The following is a 16,552-nucleotide window of genomic DNA, read 5'->3' as shown; positions in this document are numbered from 1 at the left end:
GGCAGATAGCCAATCCCCCTCGAATGCCCTTTTCCCTGTCATCCCAACGACGCCGCGTCACTGATGATCGGCTCGCAACCCACCCCGGGACTGAAAAGGAACACGAGATGAAAAACGCATTCGCAACCGCCGCACTGATCCTTGCCACAGCAGGCACAGCCGCCTTCGCACAGGGCATGGAAGGCCAACAGGTCGGTTATACCGCAGATAACGCAGACGCCGCCTATTCCACACGTAACGTCACATCCGACGCTCTGAGCTTTGACGATCTGCGCGCCGAGACACCTGCCGAAGCTACCGCAACCGTATTCGTCACAACCCAAGACGCACAAAAAGACGGCCGCTTCGTCCGCTAATCGCGAACGACGGCTCCTCCCCCAACTTTCCTCCCCGAAAGGCTAAGACTATGAAAAAGACACTCGCAACAACCGCCCTGATCCTCGCCACAGCAAGCACCGCTGCTTTTGCTCAAGGCATGGAAGGCCAGCGCATCGGCTACAACGACAAGACCGACAATGGTGTTTCCTACTCCAGCCGCAGCGAAGCTGTGGATGAGACCAAACTGGAAATCTTCAAAGACGGTATCCTGCGCGCCGAAGACCTGTCCGACGTGACCATCACCGTTTTCCCGACCGCGCAGAGCGACGCTTCGGTCAACCGCTTCCCGCGCTGATCACGGAGCGACCCCAACTTTCCCCCGAAAGGACACGACATGAAAAAGACACTCGCAACAACCGCCCTGATCCTTGCAACAGCAGGTTCCGCTGCTTTCGCCCAAGGCATGGAAGGCCAGCAAATCGGCTATAACGACAAAGCGGATGCAGGCGTTTCCTATTCCAGCCGCAATGACGCGGTCGACAATGTGAAACTGGACATCTTCAACAGCGGCACCTTCCGCGCCGAAGACACATCCGACGTCACCGTCACCGTCTTTCCCGCCGCGCAAGACGCTGCGAAAGTGAACAGCTTCCCGCGCTAAATGCGGGCTGATGCCAGTTAAGGCATTGCGCTAAAACGATCTTCCGGCCAGCGAAGCCTCCCTCAAACTGGCCTCAAGACAATGCACTCGCCCTTCGGGGCGGGTGCCAAATCACTAAGGGTTGATCATGGCGCATGGCCGCCATCCCTTGCACTTCGGTGTGCCGCGGTTAAATACGGCGGATACCAAGGCAAGGCTTCACCATGAATAATAAGAAAAAGATCGCACTGTGGGTTATCGCCGCTCTACAGTTTAACGCCACTGTCTATTTCGTGCTCGTTTTTGCACTGGAGGGTCGGGGCGTAACACTTTTTGGCACCCCTCTGGCTGACATCGGGCCGAACAAAGGGATCCAGGTTTTGGGTCTGATCCTTGGGGTCGTTCTGGGCTGGATGGCCCTGCGAATGAGCCTCCAGCGCGCCGAACGGGCAGAGACGGCGCTGCGTCATTGCACGGTGGAATTCGCTGACGTGCTCGAAGAACACTTTCGCGAATGGCACCTCACCCCGGCAGAGCGGGACGTGGCTATTTTCCTGACTAAGGGTTTGAATACACGAGACATTGCTGAGATGCGCGGCACTTCCGAAGGCACCGTGAAAGCGCAGACCAACGCGATTTACCGCAAAGCGGGCGTGACCGGACGGACCCAGCTTCTAAGCACCTTTATCGAAGACCTGATGGACGATGCGCTGATGCCGCGTCCGAAGTCGAAACTGCAGCTTTGCCACGCGGCCTAAGGGCGGCGTGGCGCCTTAGCGCGTTAGTTCCAGAATATCGAAATCGCTCTCAATAGCCGGTGACGGAAACAACAGCCGCGCCCGCGTGGGGCTGACCCGCTGAAAGACCGCCACGTCGCTTTGCACCTTGCCGCCAGAGGTGAAATCTTCGGGCAGGTCGGCATAATCGGGAGGTGTTTCGCCCCGGACATAGCCCACCCCAGCATAGATCGCACGGCCCGCGCGCAGGGTGATCTCCCCCGCGTCAGTTGCGAGCCGGTAAGCTTTTCAAAGGTGAACCCGCGATCACTGGCGGTGAAGCGGCATTTGAACGGGGAATAGGCCACCAGCGGGCTGATCCCGCCAAGCTTGATCGTGCGGCAGGACCATTCCCCCTGCAAATCGGCGGAAAAGGCGACCTGTGGTTGCCCGGAGAGCGCGCGTGTCAGGGCCGCCACGTCCCCCGCTTCGCCCCCCGCCAAGCCCTGCATCATGGCATCGCCAAAGGCAGCGTCAAAGTTGTCCAGCCGGGCGCTATCGGCGGGGCGGAGCGTGGTTTCCGCCCATGCGGAGACAGGCAACAGCAGCAGAAGGGGCAGGAGGCGCAGGCGCATGATTATCCCTCGCTTTCGTCGATGGCATGGTCGCGCAGCACGTCCAGCGGCACAATATCGAGCGCGCGCAGATGCGTGGCGGCCAAGTGCACCCGCGGCGCGCAGCCCTCATCCGCGGCCTGCAAGAAACGCGCGGCACAAAGGCACCAAGGATCGCCCGGCTTGAGCCCGACAAAGCCGAATTCGGGGCGCGGGGTGCTTAGATCATTGCCGACATATTTCGAATAGGCCAGAAACTCTGCCGTCATCACCGCGCATACCGTATGACTGCCCTGATCCTGCGCGCAGGTGTTGCAATGCCCGTCGCGAAAGAAGCCCGTCACCGGGTCGGTCCCGCAGATCACGAGGGGCTGGTTCAGGACGTTGATGCTGCTGTCGGGTGTCATATCTTCCCTTTCTGCCTTAGGTCCCGCCAGAGACGGAGGTCGCGATCTCGCGGAAAATCTCAATATTCTGCTCCGCCACCCCGGCCTCACGGAATTTACGGTCGGCGGCGTTGGTGGCGATGACGACATCGCGGGCGGTGTCGACATAGATGTACTGCCCATAGATGCCGCGCGCCATATATTCCCCTCTGCCGCGCCCACGGGGATCCACCATTGGTAGCCGTATCCAATCTGGCCTTCCGCAGTGGGGGCGGTGGGGCTGGTCGAGGCTTGCACCCATTCTTCGGGCACGACCTGCTTGCCGTTCCATTGGCCACCTTGGGCAAACATCTGGCCAAAGCGGGCATAGTCGCGTGTGGTCATGTTCAGCCCGCCCAGCACGAAGGCAGTGCCTGAACCATCAACGATGTAATAGGGCGCATGTTCCAGACCCAAGGGCGCGATGACCTTTTCGCTCAGCAACTCCGGCACGCTGCGTCCGGTGGCCCCGCGCACCACCATGCCGATGACATGGGTGTCGATCGAGACATACTGCCACTGGCTGCCCGGCTGGGTGAAAGTCTCGGTCAATTCGGCAGTGAAGTCATCCAGCCTGCCGCCCAAGGCGACGACCCGGCCCATGCGGTTGATGTCTGAATCGTAGTCGAGATAGTCCTCGTCGAAGGTGACGCCGCTGGCCATATGCAGCACGTTGCGTAAGCTTGCCCCGTCATAGGCGCTGCCTCTGAGATTGGGCGCGTATTTCGTGACCGGATCGTCGAGGGATGCGATCTGCCCTTCCTCCAGCAGGATGCCCACCAGAGCCGAGAGATAGCTTTTCGCCACCGACCAGCTGATCCGGCGGTCTTCGGGGCCGGTGCCTTTGAAATAGTTCTCATAGACGATGGCACCGTCTTTCAGCACCACCAGCGCGGTCACGTCGCGCGCCGCGATCCAGTCGTCGACGGCATCGGGCAGTTCGGTCTCAGGGCCGTAGGCAAGTTCGCTGGTCAGCCCGTCCCCGCGCGAAATCGGGGCAGAAAGAAACGCGCCGTCCATATGGCTGAAGTTATGCACGATCTTCTCTTCGGAGAAGAGAGAGTTCACCGCCAGAAGCCGCTCAATCTCTTCGCGCTTCCAAAGTCCGATGACCACTGCCGCGACCAAAAGCGCGAGCAAGACCCGGCCAAGCCATTTTCCGAATGTACGCATGATGTCCCCCTGTTCAGTTTCAGTGAACCACGGCGCAGGGGCGGGGGCCAGCCCGACATTGCGTCAGTCAGGCTGGGCGTCAGGCTGAACGTCAGACTGGGGCGCTCAGCGAAAGCGGTGCATCAGCTTTTGCAGCGGCGATTGGGCCTCTGCCTCCGGCTCGGGCTTGCTGGGGACGGGCTTGCTGGGGGCGGGCTTTGGCTGTGCTTCGGCGGGTTTCTTTGGCCCCTTGCTGCCGGTGCCCGACCGTGGTGGGGCCACGCGCAGCGCCACGGCATTCATAAAGCGCCCGGTGTCGCCTCGCGCCAGATCGGCGGCCCCGTCCGAGACGCCGCGCAGCACATCGTCCAGCCAGCCTTCGTCCGCCTTGGGGAAGTCGCGCAGCACATAGCCCGCGACCGCGTCCTTGTGGCCGGGGTGGCCGATGCCCATGCGCACGCGGTCATATTCTGCCCCGATATGCGCGTGGATCGAGCGCAGGCCGTTGTGGCCCGCATGGCCGCCACCGGTCTTGCATTTCACGCGGCCCGGGGCGAGGTCGAGTTCATCATGAAAGACGATCACATCCGCGGGGTCGATCTTGTAAAACTTCATCGCCGCCTGCACCGATTGGCCAGAGTTGTTCATGAAGGTTTCAGGCTTAAGCAGCACCGCCCGGTCAGAGCCAAAGCGCCCCTCGCTGACACTGCCCTGAAACTTGCCTTTCCACGCGCCAAAGCCGTGGTCATCCGCGATGCGGTCCAGCGCCATGAAGCCGATATTGTGGCGGTTGCGGGCGTATTTCGCACCCGGATTGCCGAGGCCGACGATCAGTTTCATGGGCGGGGTCTCCTGTGGTTTCGCGGCAGTTTAACAAGCGGGGCAGGGGGATGGAATGGCCTGCTGTGTGCCGGGCTTTTTCGAAAATTCCGCGGTGATTTCATTTGAAGAAATCACCCCTAAACGCAAAACGGGGCCGCGTGATGCGACCCCGTTCCAGCATTGCCTTGCGGCTGATGCTTATTCTTCACCGTCGGGCGGACCCATTTCGGTTGTCGGTACTTCGTCCGCTGCAGTCTCGTCTTCGTCGTCATCCGACGCGGCAAGGCCAGCAGGAGCCGAAATCGTGGCCACAACGAAGTCGCGGTCGATTGTGGGCTTGGCACCTTCGGGCAGGTCGACACGGCTGATGGTCGCGCTGTCGCCGATTTCGAGGCCGGTGATGTCCACGGTCACGTACTCAGGGATGTCCGCAGCCGTCACAACCAGTTCAACTTCCGGACGCACCAGAGTGAGCACGCCACCCTTTGTCAGGCCGGGGCATTCTTCTTCGCCTTTGACTTCGACGTTGATGAACAGGTTGATCTTGGTGGTCCGCTTCAGGCGCATCAGGTCGATGTGCGTGGGCAGGTCTTTGACAACATGGCGCTGAACGTCGCGGCAGATCACGCGAACGTCGTCGTGGCCTTCAACCTTGAGGTTGAACAAGGTCGCTTTGAAGCGGCCCTGACGCAGACGGGTCAGCAGCTTGTTGAACGGGATATTGATCGGCAGCGGCTCGTTGTCACCACCAAATACGATACCAGGAACCATGCCGTCACGACGTGCTTGACGAGCGGCGCCCTTGCCTGTCCCCGTACGTACCTGGGCTTCAAGATCAGGAATCTCTCCGGCCATTTTAGTCTCCAATTGATTAGGGCGGGAATCCTCCAAGGCTGTATTCCCGCGTGAAGCCGCGCGTATAGACCGGTTTTGCCCGGCTGGAAAGGGCAAAAGGGCAGCGGGGGCGCTATTCCTGCGGGGTCTGCAGGTAGCCACCCTCTGCCATGAGGCGGTCATAGAGAGCGAACTCCTTGGCGCGCGCGGTGCGGAGCCGAGATTCGACCTCGCCTGACAGGGGTGCGGGCAGATCGGGGGAGACGTTCTTGGGCTTCAGCTTGACCTCGCGCCCCAGCCTGTCGGCCAGAAAATCGCGAAAGGCCGGCTGGCGTTCATAGGCAAAGAGGTGCTGCACCAAAAGGTCATCTTGGTTCGAGGTCAGAAAGTCAAACTGGCTGCCGATCTGCGCGCGCGGCGGTGGCGCGTCAGAGATCACTTCCAACGCGTACGCCTCGAAGGTCAGCCCCTTGGTGCTGAGCTTCTTGCCATCCAGCCGGGGCTGGCTGCGGTAGCGGTACCAGCTTCGGATCTGCTCTACGGGATCGCGCATCACGGCCAAGGGTTCGGGCGAGGCTGAAAAGGTCTCTTGCAAAAAGGGCAGCACGCGGCGCCGATAGCGCAGCGCGGTCAGATGCTTGCGGCTGCGCGAAAAGACGATCTCGGCCTCGGGTTTCAGCGCCATTTCAACGGCGGTGGTCCCGGTTTTCGGCGTGGCGAGAAAGGTGAGGTTGCGGTTGAGAAAGATCAGCATTTGCCCGGATCGCGCGGCCATTCCTGCCAGTCGCCGCCGAAATTACGCGGGATCAGCAGATTGTGCCGCCCGAGGTTGGCGATTTGGGTTTCCCCGCAAAGCGCCATGGTTAGGTCCAGCTCGCGGTGGATCACCTCAAGCGCCCGGGTCACGCCCGGTTGGCCCATCGCGCCCAGCCCATAGATAAAGGCGCGGCCGATGTAGGTGCCTTTGGCGCCCATCGCCATGGCTTTGAGCACGTCCTGACCCGACCGGATGCCGCCATCGATGTGGACTTCGATCTGGTCGCCCACAGCGTCGAGGATTTCGGGCAGCATGCGGATCGAACTCAGCGCCCCATCCAACTGTCGCCCGCCGTGGTTGGAGACGATGATCGCATCTGCCCCGACTTTGAGCGCCATCCGCGCGTCTTCGGCATCCAAGATGCCCTTGAGGATCACCTTGCCGCCCCATTGCTCTTTGATCTTGGCGATCTTGTCCCAATCAAGCGAGGGGTCGAACTGTTCTGCCGTCCATGCGCCAAGGTCGGCGTTGTCGGTCACCCCATGCACATGGCCGACGATATTGCCGAAATGCCGCCGCTTGGCGCCCAGCATCTCGCGGCCCCAGCCCCATTTGGTGGCGAGGTTGGCGATTGTTTTGGCTGTCAGTTTTGGCGGGGCAGAGAGGCCGTTTTTCAGGTCCTTGTGCCGCTGCCCGAGGATTTGCAGATCAAGCGTGATCACAAGAGCCGAGCATTTGGCATCCTTAGCGCGCTGGATCAGTCGGCTAACATAATCCTGATCGCGCATGGTATAGAGTTGAAACCAAAAGGGTTTCGTCGTCGCCTCGGCCACATCTTCGATGGAGTTGATTGACATGGTCGACAGGGTGAAGGGCACGCCAAAGGCCTCTGCCGCGCGGGCGGCTTTAATCTCCCCATCCGCGCATTGCATGCCGGTCAGCCCAACCGGAGCAAGTGCCACCGGCATGGCCACATCTTCGCCGATCATCTGGGTTGCTGTGCTGCGGCCCGACATATCCACCGCGACCCGCTGGCGCAGACGAATTTGGTCAAAGTCGCTGCTATTCTCGCGAAATGTCTGTTCTGTCCAGCTGCCCGATTCCGCGTAGTCGTAAAACATCTGTGGGACGCGGCGTTTGTAGATGCGTTTGAGATCGTCGATGCTGGTGATGACGGGCATGGGCCACCTGTGCTGAATGGGTTAACTTTTGGTAGCAACTGGCGGGGGCTTGGCAATTGGGAAGGCCGCAGCAATGAAAAAGCCCGCGCGGCCAGTGGGGCAGCGCGGGCTTTTGGTCATTGCTTGAGGCGAAGGGGTTTACGCTGAATGCGCGCCGTCGGCGAGCGTTTTGACGAAGGCCAAAACATCCTCGGGGCTGTCGCCATTGGCGATACGGTTCACGATGGCCGAACCGATCACCACGCCGTCTGCCACTTCGGCGATGGCGCGGGCTTTTTCAGGGGTGTTCACGCCAAAGCCCACGATCACGGGCAGGCCGCTGGCCTTTTGGATGCGCTTAACCTCGGGCGAAACATCCGCGGCATTCGCCTCGGCCGAGCCGGTGATGCCGGTGATTGAGACGTAGTAGACAAAGCCAGAGGTGTTTTGCACCACGCGCGGCAGGCGTTTGTCATCCGTGGTCGGCGTGGCAAGGCGGATGAAGTTCAGACCGGCATCCTGCGCGGGCAAGCACAGTTCGATGTCTTCTTCGGGCGGCAGGTCGACCACGATCAACCCGTCGATCCCGGCGTTTTTGGCTTCGGTTAGGAATTTCTCAACACCCATGGAATAGATCGGGTTGTAATAGCCCATCAGCACGATCGGGGTCGTGTCGTCATTCTCGCGGAAAGCGCGGACCATTTCCAGTGTGCGGGCCAGCGTCATGCCTGCCTCAAGGGCGCGTTGTCCGGCAAGCTGGATCGTCGGGCCGTCGGCCATTGGATCGGTGAAAGGCAGGCCAAGCTCAATGATATCCACCCCGGCGGCGGGCAGGCCGCGCACGATCTCTAGCGAACGATCAAAATCCGGGTCACCGGCCATCACATAGGACACAAACGCCTTTTTGCCGCGGGCGCGGAGGTCTTCGAATTTGGCGTCGATACGGGTCATGTGGCTTGCCTCATTTGGTGCTTTCCTCGGCAATGCCGAATGTCGCGGTGAAAATCAATCCACCGTGGGGCAGGGGGCGGCAAAATTCCCCTATCAGGGGCGCGTGGCAGGCCGCGCCCTTCCATTTTTCCGAAAGCCGCCTATCTCATGGCGCATGAACTATGTACTCGCCCTTTTCCTGCCGCCGCTGTCGATCCTGTTGATCGGTCGGCCGATCCTGTCCATCGTGGTCTTCCTGATCTGGCTGCCCGCGATCATCTTTTCAGGTGGGCTGACACATCCGATGTTTATCCTGCTGGCTTGGATCTTGATCTATCAGGCGCATCAAGACCGCCGCGCGCGCTGAGCCTTGCGCTTTGCGCCCGCTACCCCTAACACACGCGCAGCTTTTATAGGGGTATCGTCATGGGTTTCAAAATGGGCATCGTCGGTCTGCCGAACGTCGGCAAATCGACCCTTTTCAACGCGCTGACCCGCACCGCAGCGGCACAGGCGGCGAATTTTCCGTTCTGCACGATCGAGCCCAATGTCGGCGAAGTGGCCGTGCCCGACGCGCGGCTCGACACGCTGGCCGAAATCGCCAAGTCGAAAAGCATCATCCCAACACGCATGACCTTTGTCGATATTGCTGGTCTGGTGAAGGGCGCGTCGAAAGGCGAAGGCTTGGGCAACCAGTTCCTCGCCAACATCCGCGAAGTCGACGCCATCGCCCATGTGCTGCGCTGCTTTGAAGACGGCGACGTGACCCATGTCGAAGGCCGCGTGGACCCGGTGGCGGACGCCGAAACCATCGACACCGAACTGATGCTGGCCGACATTGAAAGCATCGAGAAGCGTTTGCAAAACATCGTGCGCAAAGTGCGCGGCGGGGACAAGGAAGCGGTGCAGCAGGAGCGTCTAATGCGCATGGCGCTTGAAGCATTGGAAGCTGGCAACCCCGCGCGTGTGGTCGAGGTCGACGAAGACGACGCCAAAGCGTGGCGTATGCTGCAATTGCTGACCACAAAGCCGGTGCTCTACGTCTGTAACGTGGGCGAATCCGAGGCCGCCGAGGGCAACGCCCATTCCGCCAAAGTGGCCGAGATGGCCGCAGCGCAGGGCAATTCGCACGTGGTGATCTCTGCCCAGATCGAAGAGGAAATCAGCCAGCTTGAGGCCGAAGAGGCCGAGATGTTCCTCGAAGAAATGGGCTTGAAAGAAGCTGGCCTCGACCGTCTGATCCGCGCGGGCTATGAGCTTTTGCATCTTGAGACCTATTTCACCGTTGGTCCTAAGGAAGCACGGGCTTGGACAATCAAAACCGGCACCTCGGCGCCCAAAGCAGCGGGCGTTATCCATGGCGATTTCGAGAAAGGTTTCATTCGCGCCGAAACCATCGCCTATGATGATTTCGTAGGCCTCGGCGGGGAAGGCCCCGCGAAAGAGGCGGGCAAGATGCGCGCCGAAGGCAAAAGCTATATCGTCAAAGACGGTGACGTGCTGCACTTCCTGTTCAACACCTGATCGATTTCGCAGGGGTCTTTGACCCTGCCAACAAAAAAGCCCGACAGCTTGCGCTGCCGGGCTTTTTTGCGGGAGGTGACAGCTTATTTGCTGTCGTTGCCCGGGCCAAAGCCACCGTAGACATAGCCTTCACCGGGGCTGCGCAGGGCGTTGCGCGTGCTCATCACGGTGTCGCGGTTCTTATCGGCGTCGGCGGTGTTCAGCATGATGTCATTCGCTCTGGTCGAAGCGTTCGGGTTCCGCATGCGGTCATTGTTGCCATAGACATCGGCTGTCTCAGCAGTCACCGAGGTGTTGAGAAAAATGTCGTTGTAGCGGGTGGAGTTGTCGGCAACGGCAGCGGTGGAAATCAAAGCGGCGGCGGCGGTGGTCATAATAAGTTTCATAATGTGTTCCTTTGGTTTTCTCTTAAATCGCGTCATTGCGATGTCATCGTTTGTGGTGAAGTAACGGGTGTCCGGTCATGAAAGTTTCGCCCCTGCAGCGAGATTGGGTGCGATCTGGGGCATTTGAGCGGCGCAGGGATCGGTTTTCGCGGAGATATATGTTATATTTCAATTGGTTATCGTGATTGCCGCGGCGTTTCACAAGTCATTCACGCTCCTGTGTTAGTTGCTACAGCCGCTCCCCATGCCCGGGAAACGGCCTCATACAAAGCAGCGCAACAGCCATCTTTCTGCAAAGCAGCACGACCAAGCGCGCTTCACGGCGGCTCGGCCTCGCACGCCAGCCAGATGAAAAGAAACCAACCTAGAAAAATGCAGAAATACCTGTGAATTTCGCCTTGTCACCCGGGCGCGACCTCTCTAAACGGGTCGACGGAGACGTGGCCGAGTGGTCGAAGGCGCTCCCCTGCTAAGGGCCGCCGCGTTTCACATAAACCCCATAAAATAAGGCGCTTTCACTTATAGACGCCTCGGCTTGTGTCAGTTTTGTGCCAATTTGAGAAGTGACGCCCCGCGCCCCGTTTCGCTGGTCCTGGCACGCGGGCGCGATCCTGTGCCGCGCGGTATCTCGGGCGCTGCCCTGCAATGCAAAAGGCCCGCCCCGATCCTGGGGCGGGCCTTGGGGCCTTGGTGGTGGTTGGGCCGACCCCTAACAGGCCACCGCGGCAAAGGTGGTGCCAGTGGTTTGGTTTTTGACGGTTTCGCGCAGGACCGGGCAGCCGGTCACCGCTTCAATCGCCGCGACGTTAGCGGCCGGCAAGGCCATGCCGGCGCCCAAAAACACCTCGGCGCCGGCTGGATCATTTGGCCCCGCGAAATAGACACCCGGCCCATTTGCTGGCCGAGGGGCGACGAAAAAGGCCCGGCCCTGGATTTCGACCACCTGGGCCTCAGGGTAAAAATCCGTCATTTGGGTGCAGCCGGCCAAGAGGCCCAGGGCTAGAAATTTGCGCATTGTGTATCCTTTCTGAAACGGGGTGACTGTCGGGGTGGCGGCCGGCGCGGTCAAGGGGTGGGGCTAACTGGTCGGGTCGAAAATCTCGGCAATTGCCATGTGATCGGCTGCCTGGCGTTCATAGCCCGCCAATTCCTCGGCCGTCGCATCGGCCGGGCTGGTGCACTTGATATATCGCCGGTAATCGGCTGCATAATTTCTCAGGGCGTCGGCGGTGGTTTGCGCTTGTTCGGGGGTGAGTACAAAATGGGCCATGTGGTTTCCTTTGGGTTGGGTTTTAGCGTTTCGGCGGTGGTGGTCCTTTTGGGCGCGATGGTTCGGGGTGCCCCAGGCCCAAGCCTCTTGATAGCCATTGCCCCAAATTCGATAATGGAAGCGTTCCCATAGAATAAAGGTGCCATCATCCATAGTTGCGCCAAATAGAGCAAAGCCTGTTTGCACGCGAAGGGGGTCTTTTGCATTCCATCTCATTTAGGGCTCCTGTGGATTGACGCGGATCGCATAGACGGTCACCGGATCGGGGCCAAAATGCGGGTGCGTGATTGTGGTTTGGTGAAGCCCGCGCCAGGGTCTTATCAGGCGGCGGCTTTGATCGCCCCGCGGCGGGTAGCCTTTCGTTAGTTCGATGTGGTCAAAGGTGCGCCCGGCCAGCCGCTTGGTCCAGTACGGCGTTACAAGCCTAAACTCCTCGGCCTTGGTGCCGGCCTTGATCTGGTCAAAGTAGAGGGCCTTTAGGGGTAGGTGGAGGGCCGCCATTTACTGGCCCGCCGATATGCGCAGTTCTCGGCCGCATTCGTCGCAATATTGATCGCGCCCGGTGTCTGGCCAATCGTCGGGGCGGTGGCCGTCGAGGTAGGCGGCCACCAGGCGCGCCGCGCGCGGGCCGGGCTGGCGCGCGGTGCTGGCGTCCTGGGGCATTTCCATGCGCCGCACGCTTTGGGCGTCGGTGTCAAGCATGGTGGCAAGCTGGGCTTGGGTGAGGCCCAGGGCTTGGCGCGCGGCGCGCAGGCCCTCGGGGGTGAGGCTCGGGCGGCTCATGCGCTGGCCGCGGCGGATTGCATCGCCGCTTTTGCGCGTTTTTCTATCTGGCGCAGGGCCTCAACTGCCGATCTAAGGGCGGTTTCCTCTAGGCCGCCTTGCGCTTCTTCAATGCTGATTGAGAAAAGCTGTCGCATGAGGTCTTTCAATTCATTTGGCGGTGTCATGGGGTTTCCTTTTCTTGGGTTCTGCCCCGGCGCTTTGCCGGGGCGATAGGGTTTAGGCGGTGATAACGGGGCACATGGAATACCGGCCCCAGGGCTTGACGGTTTCCGCCTCGCCGGCCCAACCGGGCGAAACGCGCAGGCGCTTGCCCTCGCTGGTGATAATGGTTTTGGCAGTGCGGCGCGCGACGGTCACGGAAATGATGCAATTGTGGTCACCAATCGAGCGGGTCGAGTAGGTCTTGCCGGCTTCAAATTGGCGCATGGCCGGCTTTGGGGCGTCGTTGGCGTTGGCGGCGGGTGCGGTCGTGTCGGTGAAAATTTGCATTGTCGCTTTCCTTTGTTTGGCGGGGCGCGGTGCCCCTGTTGACAAGATAGAGAATAGGGGCAGTCGCCCCTGTGGTCAATGGGCAATGCACGATTTATCGGGATTTATTATGCGGCGCCGCCGTCGATCTGGCGCAGGTCTGGCCGCCAGGCGGGGGCCTCGGGGGTATCCTGGGGCACAATGCCGGATTGCCCGCGGAAATCCCAACCGGCCGCCAAGAGGTCGCGCGCCAGCGTGCGCGGGGCGGCTTTCCGGTAGCGGTTGGCCATGTCGGATTTGCGCCAGCCGCCCTTGTCGAGTAGCCCGCCAAAATCATGGGTGGCGGCGTAATACCAAGTTGCCCAGGTGTGGCGCAGCACATGGGGGGTGATGCCCTCCAGCCCGGCCGCCGCCGCGGCCTTGTCCATGGCGCCCTTAATCTGGCCGCCGCGGTTGTCACCGATGATGTAGGGCCGCCCCTTGGGGGTGAGGAATACCCGGCCGGCCTCGGGTGGGTTGCTGGCCAGCACAAGGCGCAGGGCGCGCGGGGCAAGTTCGATCATGCGGGGGTGCCCGTTTTTCGTGTCGGGTAGCCAAATCTCGCCGGTTTCGGTGTGGAAATGTCGGGCCTCAACCGCGAGGATTTCCGAAACCCGTGCACCGCTGCCTAAAAGCGCCGCCAGGATCGGCAGCGCGTGCGGATCGGCGGCGGCCAGTAGGGCCTCGGCCTCGGCTGGGGTGAGCCACCGCAACCGTTTATTGTCGCTGCCGCGGTTTTGGAATTTGCGGGGATCGGCCAGGCCATTGGCGGCCGCGGCGTTGTAAACGGCCGAGCACGGCGCGACAAGCTGGCGTTGCACGGTGGCCGGCGCGGCCGTGGGGTAGATCGCGCGGGCGAGGTCGCCAAGCGTGTCATTGTGCAAATCATTTAGCAGGAAATCTGGCCCGAGGTGCGCCAGGATCGGGTCCAAAAACCGCGCCTCGCCGCCGGCGTCCATATAGGCCAGGGCGGCCTCGGCAAAGGTTATTGTGGCGCGCCGTCCAAGCGTCGCACGGTCGATGATTTCTTGTTCGCGTGCCCTTGCAATTTCGATGGCTTGGGCGCGGCGGCGCGCGCCCGTGCTTTCGCGAATGCGCTGGCCCGCGACGGTGCCTTGCATGTGGTATGTGTCGCCGCGTTTCGTGAGTTTGAGGGGCATTTGGTTTCCTCCAGGAAGGCGGCCAGAAGATCCTCGGGCCGGTATAGATAACGGATGCGGCCGCGGGCGGCCAATGCTGTCAATCGGCCGGTTTGGCGCAACGCGGCGACGCCCTGCCGGCTGGTTTGAATGCCAAAGCGGCGCAGCCATGTGACGGCCTCGGCGGCCGAGATATAAGGGGCCGGCGCCGCGGGTGCCTCGGGGGCCTCGGCGGCCGAGATATAAGGGGCCGGCGCCGCGGGTGCCTCGGGGGCTTTGGCCGCCGGCACCCGCGGCGGGGTTAGCGGGTGCGCGATCATACCAAGCCCGACCAAACGGCGACCAGCCGGCCGATAAAGACGGTTAAGAAAAACACGGTCAAGGCGCGGCACGCCGGCTCTGCCCATGTCATAAAACGGTAAACGTGGCGATAGACGGGGCGGGCCTCTAGGGGGTGTAGTTTTCCATTTGTTCCTCGTGCAATTGCTGTCTGACGTGGATTAGCACGATAAAACGGGCGTTGGCAATAAAAATATCCCGTTGCATCGGGTCGGTTTGTCAGATTAAAACCGATTCCAATGCAGGTGGCCGGGTCTTTTTGTCCTGGCTATAGAAACGGAAGGCAGATTTATGCGGGAATTTGAGCGGAGAATATTGGCCGGGGCCGCGGGGGCCAGTGAGGCCGAATTGGCCGAGTTGTGCGACCGGCTGGAGGCTTTAGAGCCAGCGCCGGCCGCTGTGGTTTCTAGTCCCGTTCATCATTCCATTTTGACGCCTGGGTCATCGCCTCGCTGGCCAGGTGGTCGGGCAATCTTTCCAAGATGCGCGCAAGCCTGATCCGTTGTTCGGTGATCGGCTCAGGGCGATGCAAAAGGCCGATTGGCACCCGGAGCACGTCGCAAATCTTTAGCATGTTTGGATAAGTTAAGGCTGACTTACCGCCTAAAAACTGTGAAAGCGCGTTGCGCCCTAATCCGGCTTGCCGCGCCACCTCTGAAAAATTGGTTTCCCGCATCGCGCAAAGTATCCGCAAGTTTCGGCGCGCAATATCAATTCGCGGATCGGTCGGTTTTTCGATCATTACGGGGATCGCCTTTTCTATAGTTCGTGCAATCTCTTGTTGCATCTTTTGTCCCTTTCTTTGGGGGGCGTGCATTGCCCCCTTTTATCGGCATTAGCACATTAAAGCGGGATTGGTAAAGAAACGAGGTGCAATGCCTTGTTTATCCAAGCCATTTTAAGGGCGCCCGCAAACCGCAATATTTTGTCTTGCATCGCACGATATAGCGTGCGATCCCTATAAAACGGGGCGCATTTAGTAGCGGATAACACGCTGCGCCCGGTTAAACAGGCATTTTGCAAGGAAAATACATGTCAAATATTTCACCGATCGCGCCGGCGCTGGCGGTCTTTAGCTTGCCAACGGCTGGCGAGTTTCGCACCTGGACGGCCACCGCGCTTGCCGCATTAGAGCTGACCCCCACGGCCCTGGCGCGCGAGTTGGATTTGGGCAAAAACTCAATCCAGCAATTCCTCGCTGGTCCGAGCCAGGATATTCGCCTGGGCAATGCTGCGCGTATCCATGCGAGTCTGGTGGCCCAGGCCCGTGCGCGGGGCGTGGCGCTGCCGCCGGTGGTCGCACATGACTGATTTGCCATTGTCCCGCCAGGACCGTGCCCAGGTTGAGCGTATGGCCGAGGCTGCCGGCACCTCGGCCGCGGCGCTGTTGCCGGCCATTGTGGCCGCCTATCTGCGCTTGATGCGCGACGCGCCGGCGGTTTTGCCGGCCGATCACATGCTGCGGATTGCCGTGGCCTCTAAAAAAGGAAATCGGGCATGATCGCTGACCATGACCTTGCGACGCGCGGCTATCTTGGCCGCAAGGATAATGAAAACCCCCTTTCCCCAACCTGCAAGCTGCACCTGCGCCGCATCTGCGGCACCTGTGCGCATTTTGACGGCGCATTGCGCCAAGCGGCTTGCGGGGGTTGCACGATATTTCGTGCCGCGCGCCACCCGATGAAAAGCGCCAGCAAATGCGACCGCTGGACCCGTAAATAAAGGAAACCCCATGCCCCATGTTTTGCCTCTAATTCTCACTTTGGAGCCGGTCACCCGGCACCGCTTGCGCGCGGTGTTGATGGTCGAGGGCGCCATGGTTGACATGCACGAAATCATTCTGGAGGACGGCACGCCCCGCGCCCTTGGCGGTGACCTGTCGGATTTGGTCGACGCGGCGAACCTTCAGGGCCGCCCGGTCGAAATTGTGGCGCCTTGGTCTGAGCCGGTATTGGGGCCGCTGACCCTGCGCCAAAGGCTGCGGCACATGCTGTCGGAGTATCAAGGGCCGCTGCCGCGGCGCGCGGCGTGAGCGCGGCGGGCCGTGCTGGTGAGGCCAAGGCCCTGCCGGTGCTGGAGGTGGCCGCCCGCCTGGGCCTGGCCGCCGGATTGCGCCCCGAGGGCCGCGAACATGTGGGCGCCTGCCCGATCTGCGGCGATGGTGGCAAGCGCGCCCCAAACCGCTTTGCCCTCAACCCTGATTTGAATGTGTGGGTTTGCCGGCAATGCGATA

26 protein-coding genes and 2 pseudogenes are annotated in these 16,552 nt (G+C 60.9%); 10 read left to right on the top strand and 18 right to left on the bottom strand.

Annotated elements, in window-relative coordinates; all coding sequences use genetic code 11:
- The first annotated feature begins 107 nt into the window (after positions 1 to 107).
- The 4 genes from ACFQAU_RS03050 to ACFQAU_RS03035 all read left to right on the top strand — a co-directional run bounded on the left by ACFQAU_RS03050 (position 108) and on the right by ACFQAU_RS03035 (position 1,716).
- Positions 108 to 356 carry a hypothetical protein gene (locus ACFQAU_RS03050; protein ID WP_067625958.1) on the top strand — a complete coding sequence of 83 codons (249 nt, stop codon included), beginning with the start codon at positions 108 to 110 and terminating at the stop codon, positions 354 to 356.
- 50 nt (positions 357 to 406) lie between these two features.
- Positions 407 to 673, top strand: a complete 267-nt coding sequence (locus tag ACFQAU_RS03045; protein ID WP_067625955.1) for a hypothetical protein — start codon at positions 407 to 409, stop codon at positions 671 to 673.
- Between the two features lie 39 nt (positions 674 to 712).
- Positions 713 to 979: a hypothetical protein gene (locus ACFQAU_RS03040; RefSeq protein WP_067625952.1), complete on the top strand. Its 267-nt coding sequence runs from the start codon at positions 713 to 715 to the stop codon at positions 977 to 979.
- Between the two features lie 203 nt (positions 980 to 1,182).
- Positions 1,183 to 1,716 (top strand): helix-turn-helix transcriptional regulator, encoded by a 534-nt coding sequence (locus ACFQAU_RS03035; protein ID WP_067625949.1) that lies wholly within the window; start codon positions 1,183 to 1,185, stop codon positions 1,714 to 1,716.
- 15 nt (positions 1,717 to 1,731) lie between these two features.
- Here ACFQAU_RS03035 and ACFQAU_RS03030 read toward each other — a convergent pair whose 3' ends face one another.
- The 9 genes and pseudogenes from ACFQAU_RS03030 to trpA all read right to left on the bottom strand — a co-directional run bounded on the left by ACFQAU_RS03030 (position 1,732) and on the right by trpA (position 8,389).
- Positions 1,732 to 1,914, bottom strand: a complete 183-nt coding sequence (locus ACFQAU_RS03030; RefSeq protein WP_386280455.1) for a hypothetical protein — start codon at positions 1,912 to 1,914, stop codon at positions 1,732 to 1,734.
- A gap of 95 nt (positions 1,915 to 2,009) precedes the next feature.
- A pseudogene (locus ACFQAU_RS03025) lies at positions 2,010 to 2,189 on the bottom strand (DUF4893 domain-containing protein); the annotation flags it as partial.
- Between the two features lie 122 nt (positions 2,190 to 2,311).
- Positions 2,312 to 2,695, bottom strand: coding sequence for a DUF2237 family protein (locus ACFQAU_RS03020; protein WP_120350508.1), 384 nt, complete (start codon positions 2,693 to 2,695; stop codon positions 2,312 to 2,314).
- 16 nt (positions 2,696 to 2,711) lie between these two features.
- A pseudogene (locus tag ACFQAU_RS03015) lies at positions 2,712 to 3,886 on the bottom strand (serine hydrolase domain-containing protein).
- A gap of 105 nt (positions 3,887 to 3,991) precedes the next feature.
- Positions 3,992 to 4,705, bottom strand: coding sequence for an aminoacyl-tRNA hydrolase (pth, locus tag ACFQAU_RS03010; protein ID WP_132446837.1), 714 nt, complete (start codon positions 4,703 to 4,705; stop codon positions 3,992 to 3,994).
- 180 nt (positions 4,706 to 4,885) lie between these two features.
- A complete protein-coding gene (locus ACFQAU_RS03005) occupies positions 4,886 to 5,542 on the bottom strand; it encodes a 50S ribosomal protein L25/general stress protein Ctc (protein WP_132446835.1) in 657 nt (218 codons plus the stop codon).
- Between the two features lie 112 nt (positions 5,543 to 5,654).
- A complete protein-coding gene (locus tag ACFQAU_RS03000; RefSeq protein WP_120350512.1) occupies positions 5,655 to 6,275 on the bottom strand; it encodes a hypothetical protein in 621 nt (206 codons plus the stop codon).
- A complete protein-coding gene (locus ACFQAU_RS02995; RefSeq protein ID WP_132446833.1) occupies positions 6,269 to 7,459 on the bottom strand; it encodes an alpha-hydroxy acid oxidase in 1,191 nt (396 codons plus the stop codon). Before ACFQAU_RS02995 ends, ACFQAU_RS03000 begins: the two co-directional genes overlap by 7 nt.
- A gap of 138 nt (positions 7,460 to 7,597) precedes the next feature.
- A complete protein-coding gene (gene trpA, locus ACFQAU_RS02990; protein ID WP_132446831.1) occupies positions 7,598 to 8,389 on the bottom strand; it encodes a tryptophan synthase subunit alpha in 792 nt (263 codons plus the stop codon).
- Positions 8,390 to 8,543: 154 nt separating this feature from the next.
- On the opposite strand from trpA, the gene ACFQAU_RS02985 reads away from it, so the two are divergent.
- Both ACFQAU_RS02985 and ychF read left to right on the top strand, forming a co-directional pair.
- A complete protein-coding gene (locus ACFQAU_RS02985; RefSeq protein WP_067261693.1) occupies positions 8,544 to 8,735 on the top strand; it encodes a hypothetical protein in 192 nt (63 codons plus the stop codon).
- Between the two features lie 59 nt (positions 8,736 to 8,794).
- A complete protein-coding gene (gene ychF, locus ACFQAU_RS02980; RefSeq protein WP_067623025.1) occupies positions 8,795 to 9,892 on the top strand; it encodes a redox-regulated ATPase YchF in 1,098 nt (365 codons plus the stop codon).
- Between the two features lie 83 nt (positions 9,893 to 9,975).
- On the opposite strand, the gene ACFQAU_RS02975 is transcribed toward ychF, so the two are convergent.
- The 9 genes from ACFQAU_RS02975 to ACFQAU_RS02935 all read right to left on the bottom strand — a co-directional run bounded on the left by ACFQAU_RS02975 (position 9,976) and on the right by ACFQAU_RS02935 (position 15,106).
- A complete protein-coding gene (locus tag ACFQAU_RS02975; RefSeq protein WP_132446829.1) occupies positions 9,976 to 10,278 on the bottom strand; it encodes a hypothetical protein in 303 nt (100 codons plus the stop codon).
- A 709-nt stretch (positions 10,279 to 10,987) separates the two neighbouring features.
- On the bottom strand, positions 10,988 to 11,347 hold the full coding sequence (locus tag ACFQAU_RS02970; protein WP_206054344.1) for a hypothetical protein: 360 nt from the start codon (positions 11,345 to 11,347) through the stop codon (positions 10,988 to 10,990).
- Between the two features lie 9 nt (positions 11,348 to 11,356).
- Positions 11,357 to 11,764: a hypothetical protein gene (locus ACFQAU_RS02965; RefSeq protein WP_386280442.1), complete on the bottom strand. Its 408-nt coding sequence runs from the start codon at positions 11,762 to 11,764 to the stop codon at positions 11,357 to 11,359.
- The gene (locus ACFQAU_RS02960) at positions 11,765 to 12,049 is read right to left on the bottom strand and encodes an ASCH domain-containing protein (RefSeq protein WP_132446823.1); all 285 of its coding nucleotides are present in this window, start codon (positions 12,047 to 12,049) and stop codon (positions 11,765 to 11,767) included.
- Positions 12,050 to 12,331, bottom strand: a complete 282-nt coding sequence (locus ACFQAU_RS02955; protein WP_132446821.1) for a helix-turn-helix domain-containing protein — start codon at positions 12,329 to 12,331, stop codon at positions 12,050 to 12,052. It lies immediately after the preceding gene.
- Positions 12,328 to 12,480 carry a hypothetical protein gene (locus tag ACFQAU_RS02950; RefSeq protein WP_386280438.1) on the bottom strand — a complete coding sequence of 51 codons (153 nt, stop codon included), beginning with the start codon at positions 12,478 to 12,480 and terminating at the stop codon, positions 12,328 to 12,330. Before ACFQAU_RS02950 ends, ACFQAU_RS02955 begins: the two co-directional genes overlap by 4 nt.
- 70 nt (positions 12,481 to 12,550) lie before the next feature.
- Positions 12,551 to 12,823 (bottom strand): hypothetical protein, encoded by a 273-nt coding sequence (locus ACFQAU_RS02945; RefSeq protein WP_132446819.1) that lies wholly within the window; start codon positions 12,821 to 12,823, stop codon positions 12,551 to 12,553.
- 107 nt (positions 12,824 to 12,930) lie between these two features.
- Positions 12,931 to 14,001 carry a tyrosine-type recombinase/integrase gene (locus ACFQAU_RS02940; RefSeq protein WP_132446817.1) on the bottom strand — a complete coding sequence of 357 codons (1,071 nt, stop codon included), beginning with the start codon at positions 13,999 to 14,001 and terminating at the stop codon, positions 12,931 to 12,933.
- A 724-nt stretch (positions 14,002 to 14,725) separates the two neighbouring features.
- A complete protein-coding gene (locus ACFQAU_RS02935) occupies positions 14,726 to 15,106 on the bottom strand; it encodes a helix-turn-helix domain-containing protein (protein ID WP_165935624.1) in 381 nt (126 codons plus the stop codon).
- A gap of 245 nt (positions 15,107 to 15,351) precedes the next feature.
- Here ACFQAU_RS02935 and ACFQAU_RS02930 point away from each other — a divergent pair, with 245 nt between their 5' ends.
- From ACFQAU_RS02930 to ACFQAU_RS02915, 4 genes are read left to right on the top strand one after another with little or no spacing between them, the layout of a single operon-like run.
- Positions 15,352 to 15,630, top strand: a complete 279-nt coding sequence (locus tag ACFQAU_RS02930; protein ID WP_132446811.1) for a hypothetical protein — start codon at positions 15,352 to 15,354, stop codon at positions 15,628 to 15,630.
- Positions 15,623 to 15,820 (top strand): hypothetical protein, encoded by a 198-nt coding sequence (locus ACFQAU_RS02925; protein WP_132446809.1) that lies wholly within the window; start codon positions 15,623 to 15,625, stop codon positions 15,818 to 15,820. Before ACFQAU_RS02930 ends, ACFQAU_RS02925 begins: the two co-directional genes overlap by 8 nt.
- A complete protein-coding gene (locus tag ACFQAU_RS02920; protein WP_132446807.1) occupies positions 15,817 to 16,041 on the top strand; it encodes a hypothetical protein in 225 nt (74 codons plus the stop codon). Before ACFQAU_RS02925 ends, ACFQAU_RS02920 begins: the two co-directional genes overlap by 4 nt.
- Before the next feature lie 10 nt (positions 16,042 to 16,051).
- Positions 16,052 to 16,351 carry a hypothetical protein gene (locus ACFQAU_RS02915; protein ID WP_132446805.1) on the top strand — a complete coding sequence of 100 codons (300 nt, stop codon included), beginning with the start codon at positions 16,052 to 16,054 and terminating at the stop codon, positions 16,349 to 16,351.
- The last annotated feature ends 201 nt before the right edge of the window (positions 16,352 to 16,552 follow it).

Source organism: Sulfitobacter profundi, assembly GCF_042661425.1.
In the GTDB taxonomy this organism is placed as follows: Bacteria; Pseudomonadota; Alphaproteobacteria; order Rhodobacterales; family Rhodobacteraceae; genus Sulfitobacter; species Sulfitobacter profundi.
Note: the sequence above shows the minus strand (reverse complement) of the source record. Positions and strands in the feature narration are given on the sequence as shown.

What these genes read in the sequence shown, in the direction of transcription:
- ACFQAU_RS03005 (WP_132446835.1), bottom strand. Translation starts at nt 5,542, where the DNA reads ATGGCCGGAGAGATTCCTGATCTTGAAGCCCAGGTACGTACGGGGACA.
- ychF (WP_067623025.1), top strand. Translation starts at nt 8,795, where the DNA reads ATGGGTTTCAAAATGGGCATCGTCGGTCTGCCGAACGTCGGCAAATCG.
- ACFQAU_RS02925 (WP_132446809.1), top strand. Translation starts at nt 15,623, where the DNA reads ATGACTGATTTGCCATTGTCCCGCCAGGACCGTGCCCAGGTTGAGCGT.
- ACFQAU_RS03000 (WP_120350512.1), bottom strand. Translation starts at nt 6,275, where the DNA reads ATGCTGATCTTTCTCAACCGCAACCTCACCTTTCTCGCCACGCCGAAA.
- ACFQAU_RS02965 (WP_386280442.1), bottom strand. Translation starts at nt 11,764, where the DNA reads ATGAGATGGAATGCAAAAGACCCCCTTCGCGTGCAAACAGGCTTTGCT.
- ACFQAU_RS03035 (WP_067625949.1), top strand. Translation starts at nt 1,183, where the DNA reads ATGAATAATAAGAAAAAGATCGCACTGTGGGTTATCGCCGCTCTACAG.
- ACFQAU_RS03020 (WP_120350508.1), bottom strand. Translation starts at nt 2,695, where the DNA reads ATGACACCCGACAGCAGCATCAACGTCCTGAACCAGCCCCTCGTGATC.
- ACFQAU_RS03040 (WP_067625952.1), top strand. Translation starts at nt 713, where the DNA reads ATGAAAAAGACACTCGCAACAACCGCCCTGATCCTTGCAACAGCAGGT.
- ACFQAU_RS02940 (WP_132446817.1), bottom strand. Translation starts at nt 14,001, where the DNA reads ATGCCCCTCAAACTCACGAAACGCGGCGACACATACCACATGCAAGGC.
- ACFQAU_RS02945 (WP_132446819.1), bottom strand. Translation starts at nt 12,823, where the DNA reads ATGCAAATTTTCACCGACACGACCGCACCCGCCGCCAACGCCAACGAC.
- ACFQAU_RS02920 (WP_132446807.1), top strand. Translation starts at nt 15,817, where the DNA reads ATGATCGCTGACCATGACCTTGCGACGCGCGGCTATCTTGGCCGCAAG.
- ACFQAU_RS02975 (WP_132446829.1), bottom strand. Translation starts at nt 10,278, where the DNA reads ATGAAACTTATTATGACCACCGCCGCCGCCGCTTTGATTTCCACCGCT.
- ACFQAU_RS02930 (WP_132446811.1), top strand. Translation starts at nt 15,352, where the DNA reads ATGTCAAATATTTCACCGATCGCGCCGGCGCTGGCGGTCTTTAGCTTG.
- ACFQAU_RS03045 (WP_067625955.1), top strand. Translation starts at nt 407, where the DNA reads ATGAAAAAGACACTCGCAACAACCGCCCTGATCCTCGCCACAGCAAGC.
- ACFQAU_RS02995 (WP_132446833.1), bottom strand. Translation starts at nt 7,459, where the DNA reads ATGCCCGTCATCACCAGCATCGACGATCTCAAACGCATCTACAAACGC.
- ACFQAU_RS02985 (WP_067261693.1), top strand. Translation starts at nt 8,544, where the DNA reads ATGAACTATGTACTCGCCCTTTTCCTGCCGCCGCTGTCGATCCTGTTG.
- ACFQAU_RS02960 (WP_132446823.1), bottom strand. Translation starts at nt 12,049, where the DNA reads ATGGCGGCCCTCCACCTACCCCTAAAGGCCCTCTACTTTGACCAGATC.
- ACFQAU_RS02915 (WP_132446805.1), top strand. Translation starts at nt 16,052, where the DNA reads ATGCCCCATGTTTTGCCTCTAATTCTCACTTTGGAGCCGGTCACCCGG.
- pth (WP_132446837.1), bottom strand. Translation starts at nt 4,705, where the DNA reads ATGAAACTGATCGTCGGCCTCGGCAATCCGGGTGCGAAATACGCCCGC.
- ACFQAU_RS02955 (WP_132446821.1), bottom strand. Translation starts at nt 12,331, where the DNA reads ATGAGCCGCCCGAGCCTCACCCCCGAGGGCCTGCGCGCCGCGCGCCAA.
- ACFQAU_RS02935 (WP_165935624.1), bottom strand. Translation starts at nt 15,106, where the DNA reads ATGCAACAAGAGATTGCACGAACTATAGAAAAGGCGATCCCCGTAATG.
- trpA (WP_132446831.1), bottom strand. Translation starts at nt 8,389, where the DNA reads ATGACCCGTATCGACGCCAAATTCGAAGACCTCCGCGCCCGCGGCAAA.
- ACFQAU_RS03050 (WP_067625958.1), top strand. Translation starts at nt 108, where the DNA reads ATGAAAAACGCATTCGCAACCGCCGCACTGATCCTTGCCACAGCAGGC.